This window comes from Armatimonas sp., assembly GCF_031410135.1.
Lineage (GTDB): Bacteria > Armatimonadota > Armatimonadia > Armatimonadales > Armatimonadaceae > Armatimonas.
The window spans coordinates 1-8,176 of sequence record NZ_JANNYP010000265.1 but is presented as its reverse complement, the minus strand read 5'-3'; the positions used below and the strand labels follow the sequence as shown (position 1 = coordinate 8,176).

General features: G+C 58.0%; 5 protein-coding genes. 4 read left to right on the top strand and 1 reads right to left on the bottom strand.

The genetic code is table 11. The features are described 5' to 3' along the window. Positions 1 to 572: GntR family transcriptional regulator (locus RMO15_RS09945; RefSeq protein WP_309711397.1), on the bottom strand; the 572-nt coding region annotated here is incomplete at its 3' end. Positions 573 to 600: 28 nt separating this feature from the next. Here RMO15_RS09945 and RMO15_RS09940 point away from each other — a divergent pair. The 4 genes from RMO15_RS09940 to RMO15_RS09925 all read left to right on the top strand — a co-directional run bounded on the left by RMO15_RS09940 (position 601) and on the right by RMO15_RS09925 (position 7,842). Further along, complete coding sequence (locus tag RMO15_RS09940; protein WP_309711394.1) at positions 601 to 1,515, top strand: dihydrodipicolinate synthase family protein; 915 nt, start codon at positions 601 to 603, stop codon at positions 1,513 to 1,515. Between the two features lie 4 nt (positions 1,516 to 1,519). Further along, positions 1,520 to 2,896 (top strand): hypothetical protein, encoded by a 1,377-nt coding sequence (locus tag RMO15_RS09935; protein WP_309711391.1) that lies wholly within the window; start codon positions 1,520 to 1,522, stop codon positions 2,894 to 2,896. 20 nt (positions 2,897 to 2,916) lie between these two features. Further along, positions 2,917 to 5,301 (top strand): prolyl oligopeptidase family serine peptidase, encoded by a 2,385-nt coding sequence (locus tag RMO15_RS09930; RefSeq protein ID WP_309711388.1) that lies wholly within the window; start codon positions 2,917 to 2,919, stop codon positions 5,299 to 5,301. Positions 5,302 to 5,403: 102 nt separating this feature from the next. Further along, the gene (locus RMO15_RS09925; RefSeq protein ID WP_309711385.1) at positions 5,404 to 7,842 is read left to right on the top strand and encodes a PQQ-binding-like beta-propeller repeat protein; all 2,439 of its coding nucleotides are present in this window, start codon (positions 5,404 to 5,406) and stop codon (positions 7,840 to 7,842) included. The last annotated feature ends 334 nt before the right edge of the window (positions 7,843 to 8,176 follow it).

The window sequence follows — 8,176 nt, the reverse complement described above, 5'->3', positions numbered from 1 at the left end:
TGGTTGCCATCGCGGAGCTGGGAGAGAACCTTGGGATCGAGGTGTGACCAGGCTTGCTCCAGTGCCAGAAGCTCCAGCCGCTCGCGCACCAGAAGCCAGTCTTCGACGGAGGCAAGGGTCAGCTCACGGGCACGCCAGCCGCAGCGGGGGACATGTTCCACAAAGCCCTGGCCTGCAAGCTGGTGTAGTGCCTGCCGCAGCACGGTTCGGCCAATCTCCAGCCGCTCGGCGAGGGCCTCTTCACGCAGGAACTCTTGGTCGCCCCGAAGCGAACGCTGGAGAACATCGGTACGTAGCTCGGCTTCCCAGTCGCGAACCCACCCGGCTGCCCCGGACCCACCCGCCTCGTTCCTCGGCACCCTCCCTTTTCCAAAGGAGGGTCCTGGGTGGATTCTCCCCGTCGCGGACTTTGTTAAAAAACCTAGCTCAATCAGCTCGCGCACGGCCTGGCGGACAGGCGTGAGACTCACTGAGTAGCGCGTTGCAAGCGCGGTTAGTGTGAGTGGCTCCTCGGAGGCAGGTGGGTTGATGCGCAGATCATCGGCAATAAATTTAGATAAAGTTTTTGACATTGTGTGCAATATGCATTATACTTCTCCTATGGCAAATCAGCAAATTTCTTCCGTCAACTTTCAGGGAGTCTTCCCTGCCGTCACAACCCAGATGCATCAAGACCAGAGCATTGACTGGTCCGCACAGGCAAAGCACCTTGAGATTCTCATTGACTCTGGTATTCACGGCCTGATCATGTGTGGCTCGCTAGGTGAGAACCAGACCCTGCTTCCCGAAGAGAAGCGCGCGGTGGTAAAGCATGCCAAAGAGGTCGCCGCAGGACGCTTGCCCGTGCTCTCGGGCGTGGCGGAGATGAGCACGACGGCGTCTTGCCAGTATGTCCAGGACATGGAGGCGCTCGGGGCCGATGGTGTGATGGTGCTTCCTGCGATGGTCTACAAGTCCGATGCTAGAGAGACCATGGCGCACTTCCGCACGGTCGCTGCTGCCAGCAAGCTCCCGATTATTGTCTACAACAACCCCGTGGGCTACGGCGTGGACATCACCCCCAAGATGTTCGCCGAGCTCTCCGATGTCGAGACCCTCGTGGCGATTAAAGAGTCCTCGGCGGACACCACGCGCATCACCGAGCTCTACAACACCTGTGGCCAGCGCTACGCGATCTTTGGCGGTGTGGACACGATCATTCCCGAGTGCGTCCTGATGGGCGTAACCGGCTGGATCGCGGGTGTCGGGCTGGCCTTCCCCAAAGAGAACGCCCGGATGTGGGAGCTGATGATGGCTGGTGAGTGGGACAAGGCAAGAGAGCTCTGGCGCTGGTTCCTGCCGCTCATGACCCTCGATATTGGGCCGCACTTTGTCCAAAAAATCAAGCTCGTACTCCAAGAAGCGGGCCTCGGGAGCGAGTGGGTACGCGCCCCGCGCCTGACCCTCGCAGGCACCGAGCGCGAGGAGATTCTCGCGCTGATCCATAAGGGGCTCTCGGAGCGCCCGAGCCTCTAATATCATGTTGCCTCCTCTTCCTCCCGCGCTCGCTCTGAGCACCTGCGCTTTTCAGGAAGAGCAGCACGTTTTGGCACGTCAGCTCCTTGCCAATTTGGGCACACTGAGCCAAGCGGAGATAGCAACCCTTATCCGCCTTGGCTCGGTGACACAGAAAGAGCTCTTCCCGCTTATCAAGCAGTATCTGGCACTCTACAAAGCCGATGAGCCGCATCGTGCTCTCTCGCAGGCGATCGAGCTGTTGAACCGGGTTCGAAAACCGGGGCAACTCATGGAGTATCAAGAGTTGCTCTTGCTGCCAGGGTTTCTGGAGAATTCGCGCTGGGACAAAGAACTTGCCGACTCTCGCCAGCCCGATGTCCTTGCCTTTCTCAAGGCGGCGCTAGCAAACCCGAAAGCTCCACCAGAGTTGCGTCGCATTGCTTTCCTCAACCTGGCACGAACGGGTGGTGGTGCGATGGTGCCGACTATTTTAGCTGTGCAGAACAAAGAGCGCCGTCTTCAGGGCAGCTTTGCTGAGCGTTTAGGGCTGGAGCGTCTCGCCCCGCGTGTGCTCTCGGAAGACGAAGCCCTTCGGCGTCGAGTTCCCGAGAAGGTAATCGCATTGGAGAAAGACGGGGCTCTCCTCACGACGGGGGAGCTAGGCGATACGGAAGACCTCTGGATAGCACGGTGGGATGGGACGCACTGGGGCGACCTGCGTTTCACGGGCGAGACTCTCCTTCCCTGGCGTGGCCCCTCACCAAAAGAGCCGAATCCCCCGCCTGTACGCCACCCTCTCGACTGGTATGCTCGCTTTGTAGGCAACGAGGCTCTCACCAAAGACGCGGATCATGATGGCCTCACCGACGTGATGGAGAAGCGCCTCGGCACAGACCCTCAAAAAAACGATACAGATGGCGATGGACTCACGGATAGCGAAGACCGAAACCCTCTTGTTAGCCCACGCTCACTTGTCACAGATGAGGAGAAAATTGTGGTGGCGAGCTTTGAGGCCCTTTATATCTTTGAAACTTACGACGCATGGCCTTGTGTGGTTCGAATTCCAAAAGGCGTCCGTCCGCTGGAGATTTTTGGCTTGAATGGACGAATGATTGCTCTTCAGGATGGAGCTAACAGTTCTCCGTTAATTTCCTCTATTGGTAAGGGCGTTGCTGAGTATACATATTTTCTTCCTGAAAACGATTTTGTAGGGAAAAAGCTTCCTCGGAAGAAAATCGCGAAACCGAACTGGATTCTCTGGAACGCGGCTCATACTGAGGTAAAAATCAGTCTGAATCGCTACTATGGGATGCTCAATGCCGAAGGATATGATGTTAGGCTTCGCAAGTTTGGAGCTGAGTGGATTGTGATTGGACTACAATCAACATGGGTTTCGTAAATTTGAGGGAGGGGAAAACAATGCGAGGATTTGTTGCACTGGCGCTGAGCGTCGTGATTTTGGGAGGGCTTGGGATGGCGCAGGCACAGGGAATGAAGGCGGACTACGAGCGGGCGAGCAAGGTAGGAGAGCTGTCGCGAGGGAAAGTCTTCCGTGCCAGTGTCGCGCCCAACTGGCTGGAGGGCGGGCGGCTCTGGTACAAGGTAGAGATTGGCACGAACGCCTTTGAGTGGGTGCTGGTGGAGCAAGATGGCAAGCTATCGCGCTTTCCGACGGAGGCGGCGCTCAAGGCGACGCTGGGGGGGAAGCTTGGCATCGAGAGTGTGCAGCGGCTCACGGCGCGGCCTCAGCCCGGCGAGGCAGGCGAGCGCGTGGATGTTGTCTTCGACAACCAGACCAGCGGCGAGATTTCTCTCTTCTGGGTGAACGGCTCTGAACGTCCCCCCTACGGAAAAGTCGCACCCGGTAAACAGTATAGCCAGGGGTCGGTTGCGGGTCATGCCTGGGAGGTGCGCGATGCCTCCGGCAAGGTTCTGGGCTACGCCACCACACCCGCACGGGGCGGAATCGTACTGATAGATGGCAAGCGCGCTGCCCCGACAAGGCGCGAGACGCAGCGTGGCGGCAACCCTGGCGCATCGCCCGATGGAAAGTGGATCGCGTTTGTAAAAGGCGACAATCTCTGGGTGCGGCCTGCAATGGGCGGCGAGGCCGTGGTGCTGAGTACCGATGGCAAGCCCAAGGACTCCTACGATGGCACAGGCTTTTTCTGGTCGCCCGATAGCACGAAAGTGGTCGCGTTTCGCACCGAGGCCGCGCAGGAGCACAAGGTCTATATTGTGTCGTCATCGCCCAAAGACCAGGTGCAGCCAAAGCTCATCACCCTCGACTACTTAAAGCCCGGCGATAAGATCGAGCACCCGCGCCCGGTGCTCTTTGACGTGGTCAATAAGAAAGCCACCCCGCTGAACGAGTCGCTCTTTCCCACTCCCTGGAGCCTGCCTGCGCTCGGGGATTCCGGCTGGGGCGCGGGCGTGACATGGGCAGCGGACTCGTCGCGGTTCTTCTTCGCCTATAACCAGCGCGGTCACCAGCTGATGCGTGTGATCAGTGTGGATGCGGCTAGCGGAACGCCAAAAACACTCTTCGAAGATGCGACCAAGACCTTCATCAACTACTCCGGCAAGTTCTGGGCACGCTACTTAGCAAAATCCAACGAGATTGTTTGGATGAGCGAGCGGGATGGCTGGAATCATGTTTTTGTACACGATGGCACAAGTGGCAAGCTTAAGCGACAGCTGACCAAAGGCGAGTGGACCGTGCGCGGTGTGGAGAGCTTCGACGAAGACAAGGGCGAGCTGCTGCTCCGAGTCGCGGGGCGCACACCCGGCGAAGACCCGTATCATGTTCACTATGCCCGCGTCTCCGTAAGTAGTGGCGCACTCACGCCCCTCACCGACGGCGACGGCACGCACCGCATCGCACTCTCGCCTGATGGCACACGCTATTTAGACAGCTACTCCCGTGTGGACTTGCCGACGGTCACCGAGCTACGCAGCACGTCGGATGGCAAGAAGTTCGCGACTCTGGAGAAAGGCGATGCGAAGGCGCTTCTTGCCACCGGCTGGAAGCAGCCGGAGCGCTTTGTGGCAAAAGGCCGCGACAGCACCACGGATATCTATGGCATCCTCTGGCGACCCACGAACTTCGACCCGGCGAAAAAGTACCCGGTCATTGAGCAGATCTACGCCGGGCCGCAGGGCTTCTTTGTCCCGAAGCAGTGGAGCAGCAACTACGGCAATGCCCAACAGCTCGCTGAGCTGGGCTTTCTGGTGGTACAGATAGACGGCATGGGCACTGATGGGCGCAGCAAGGCGTTTCATGATGTCTGCTTCAAGAACCTCAAGGACGGCGGCTTCCCGGATCGCATCTTGTGGATGAAGGCGCTTGCCCAGAAGTACCCGTCACTGGATCTCACCCGCGTCGGAATCTATGGTGGAAGCGCGGGCGGCCAAAACGCCCTAGCCGCGCTGCTCTGGCACGGCGATTTCTACAAAGCCGCCGTCGCCGACTGCGGCTGCCACGATAACCGGATGGACAAGGTCTGGTGGAACGAACAGTGGATGAGCTACCCGGTGGATAAGTCCTACGAAGACAGCTCCAACGTCGTCAATGCCCACCTGCTCACCGGTAAGCTACTGCTCACCGTCGGCGAGGTAGACAGCAACGTAGACCCCGCCAGCACGATGCAGGTCGCCGATGCGCTGATCAAGGCCAACAAAGACTACGAGCTGATTGTCTTCCCCGGCGCGAACCATGGCGCAGGCGAGAGCCCGTATGGAAAACGCCGCCGCATGGACTTCTTCGTAAAAAATCTACTGGGAGTGGAGCCGAGAGGGAAGTAGCCTGAACCCACCCGGCCTCGTCCCTCGGCCACCCTCCCTTTTGCAAAGGAGGGTTGAAGGTTTCTCGTACACTGCCTCTCTAAACTCGCTGAGGAGAGGCAAATGCTCTTAGTTCCCCCCGCGCTTTTCGCCATACAAATCACCCCGCAAACTTCTTACCAACCGCCACTCAAAAAGCTTTGGAGTGTCGCTGTGGGAGGCCAAGTTGATGAGTATGTTGCCCAAGGGACAAAGCTCTATTTTGGAACCTCCACGACCTGTGGCGCTCTTGATCTCGCAACGGGCAGACTCCTCTGGGAGAAAAAGCTTTCTGTGACAGGCCCTTTTCATCTGTTCCCGAACAAGAACGCCCTGCTGGTGGCCGCAGGAGACCTAGGCATCCTCGCATGCGATCTCGCGACGGGAAAGCCCCTCTGGGAGCGCAACGTTCCGACCCGGCGTCCCGCAACCCTTGCGACCAACCACGTTTTTTATGAGACGTTGGAGAAGAATGTTGCCGCACTGGATTTAGCAACAGGCAAGAAGCTCTGGGAACACTCGCTACCTCCTCCAACAGTACCCCCACGCAATAAACGGGAAACGAGACAAGGCGTGCTAGGGCACTTCCACACTCAAGGCGAGCAGATTTTCTTTGCTACCTTTCAGGGGGATATTCGCTGTTTGGCGAGGAAAACGGGGAAGCTTCACTGGCGCACGTCTTTCCCACGAACACCCTCTAGCCGCTATGTTCAGTGCCATCTGGTGACCGCTGATCACGTCTACGTTGCGACACAGACAGAGTTTTGTGTGCTTCAACGATCTTCGGGCAAGATTCTCTGGCGTTTTCCTGCGCCTCTCACACTTCCTCTTCTCCACAGTGGCCAGCTCTATGCCCACGATAACCATACGCTTTATTGCCTTGCTGCAAGCGATGGTAAGCTAATCTGGTCACAGCCACTCACGGACGAGCGCTATGGTTTTCTCGCTACCCCTCTTCTCGTGAAGGATAGGTTGCTTGTTACCGTCGGTGGGAAAATTCTGGCGTTCTCCCTAGATGGCAAGAAGCTCGCTGAGGGGGATACGGAGGAGTATCTTTTTGGTAAAACCATCGTGCCTATGGGCGAGGATCTGATCCTACAAGGCAACTTTAACGGCCACGGATTCGCCCGCTTTGGCCCTGGCCTTCCACCTCCTCCACCAACCGATCCTAAGGAGCGTCGCGCTCTCGCCGAGGCGATAATGGCTCGTTGGAAAGACCGAAGCCGCGATGATCGCAAGATGTTTACGAAGCTAGGCAACGAGGCGTTTCAAGCGCTTCTGCCTCAGGTTCGAGCACAGTTTGAGAAAGTGCCTTACGACGACTCCGACTTGCGCGGGCTGTTGGACGAGCTGGGCGAGGTGGCTTCGGCACAGAACACTGCGGAGCTGCTCGGGCTCCTCCCGCTCCTGAGAAAAATTCCCGAAAAGACCGAGGAACCACGTTACGCACCCCTAACCGTTTACGGACTGCTTGCCGATCACGCAGACCTGCGAGCGCACGAGACAATGCTAGCGGAGCTAAAGCGCGGCACGAGTGCAACGGGTTTTGGGCCAGCGCTTGCCTACTTCACGCGCCTACCACATCCCGACGCGATTGCGTTTCTTCTGGCAGCACTTCAGAGCACCGATTCTGATCTACGCTCCGCCGCGTTTCTGAGCCTGCCTGCTATTGGCGGCGAGGCCGTGATTCCTGCGGTTCGTGCGGCGCGGAAACTAGATCGCAGACTTCCCCCAATGACCCAGTTCTATGGCTTCGACAGGCTCCCTCCCGAACCCATTCCCTTAACAGGTGACAGGCTACCTCGTATACGGCTACGTGCCACACACACCGACAGCGATGGCAATGTTTGGGGGATTCTCACCTGCCCTGCTCTGGGGGATTACCGTGATCTCTGGATCGTGCGGCGCAACGACGGCCACTGGGTCGAGCCGATCTTCACGGGAGTTAGTGGGGAGCCGCCCAAGGACTGGGTAAAGCGCTTCGTCAATAACTTAGCCCTACGTGATGACAGCGATGGCGACGGCCTGACCGATCTGGCAGAGAAGCGCCTCGGGACAAATCCTCTGAACCCTGATACGGATGGCGATGGCCTTAGTGATAGCGACGACCGCAACCCTCTCGCCGCGCCACGCTCTCACACCGACGAAGAGAAAATTCTCGCGGCGGCCTTCGATAGTCGGTTTGGCTTTGGGCAAGACCGAGGAATCACGATGGCGGTTAGCTTTCCACAGGCGATAAAGCCGTTGGAGCTTGCTTCAGGGGGCTGGCGGGTACTTCCCAAGTCGTCGTCACCACTCGGGGGATCGGGGCGCACCTTGCCCAATGGGTATGTGGTGATCTCCTTTGTGGATGATGTGCGTCGCAAAGGCCCTATATTTCGCTGGAACGAAACCCGTACGGAGGCCACGGTGCATTTGGGAATTACCTACGGTGCAATGGACGGCGTTGGCCTCGACATTACTGTGCGAAAGTTTGGCGACGACTGGTTCGTGGTAGATCAGAAAGCGGTCTGGTTCTCTTAAGCCAGCGGCCCATAATCGACATTAGTGCAGTTGATAGTCACCCATGCCGGGCGGCGCATGGCATGGGTCGGAGCCCCTACGGCAGGTGCCACCGCGAAACGCCGTCGTTTGAAAAAAAACTACGTCAGCAAAACTGCCTTGATGACTATCAGGTAAAATCCTAGCGAAGAACTCACCGATTTTCACCAGAGGAGCAACAGAGGATGGCACGAACACACCCGATCTCTAACCCAGAGCAACAGCGTCGTCTAGATCCCGCATCATCCCATTGCACGCAATGTGGCAAATCCATGCGCATCGCTTACCAAAACAAACGCCACCTGCTTACCCTGCA